The sequence below is a fragment of the uncultured Campylobacter sp. genome, from assembly GCF_938017775.1.
Classification (GTDB): Bacteria; Campylobacterota; Campylobacteria; order Campylobacterales; family Campylobacteraceae; genus Campylobacter_B.
Genome location: NZ_CALIIU010000043.1, coordinates 1 through 1,078, shown reverse-complemented (window position 1 = coordinate 1,078; position 1,078 = coordinate 1). Strand labels below are relative to the sequence as shown.

Below are 1,078 nucleotides of genomic sequence, written 5' to 3'. Positions count from 1 at the left end.
GCGACATATCGTAGAGATGCTGCATGACGGCAAGCTCTATAAGCGCGATAAAGATGGAAATTTTAAGGAAGACGCGCTATGAAATTATCAAAGCCCCTGATCATTTTATTGTCCATCTACGTGCTTATAGGCACTTACTTTCTAACCGGAGTAGTAGATATAGCTTTAAATGGCAAGATCCTTAAGCTAAGCAAATACTATAACGCCAGTTTTACCTTTAAGGGGTTAATAAACGGCTATCCTAAAATTTATGAATCGCTTGCAATAAGCTTTATGATCTGCATAGCTTTTATAGCAATCCTTTTATTATTGCCTAAAAAAGAAAAATTATATGGAGACGCTAGGTTCGCTACCTCTGTCGATATTGCAAAAAGAAAACTTTACGGCAACGACGGGATCATAATCGGAAAATACAATGGCAAGCTGCTTCGCTTCCCGGGCCAGCAATTCGTATCCCTTGCCGCCGCTACGCGAGGAGGAAAGGGCGTCAGCGTCGTAATTCCAAATTTAATGGATTGGCAGCAAAGCGCCGTCGTGCAGGATATCAAACAGGAGTGCTTCGATTTTACGAGCAGGTACCGCAAAGAGGTTTTAGGCCAGGATGTTTATCTATTCAACCCTTTTTCTAGTAAAACTCATCGCTATAACCCCTTGACCTATTTTGATATAAATTCCCCCGAGGCCGATAACACGTTAAATAGCCTTGCCAATATATTCTTTCCGCCTCCGGCATCGGGCGATCCTATATGGTCGCAGCTATCTCAAGATCTATTTATCGGTATCGCCTATCTACTAGGAGAGCTTATCTCTACAAGATTGGGGATCGCTTTTTTAAATTCGAAGAAAATTGATCTGGATCTGACGTTTTACGATATTTTAAGATTCTCTATTTTAGGTTTAGATACCCAAATAGAGGAAGAAGGTAGCGACGGAGAGGTCATCAGCGTTAAGCTCAACACTCTTGATAGCAGTTATACATTTCTGGAACAATGCGGTCTTGTAAGTGATAAGGTAAAAATGCGCATGAAAGCTTATGTCGAAACTGAGGCTAAGATGAAAAATAGCGTTTTAAAATCTT

At 40.7% G+C, this 1,078-nt stretch carries 1 protein-coding gene; it reads left to right on the top strand.

The features are described 5' to 3' along the window. Positions 1 to 78 precede the first annotated feature (78 nt). Positions 79 to 1,078, top strand: a 1,000-nt coding sequence (locus Q0537_RS06760; protein WP_299226317.1) for a type IV secretory system conjugative DNA transfer family protein, incomplete at its 3' end; no start/stop codon positions are given.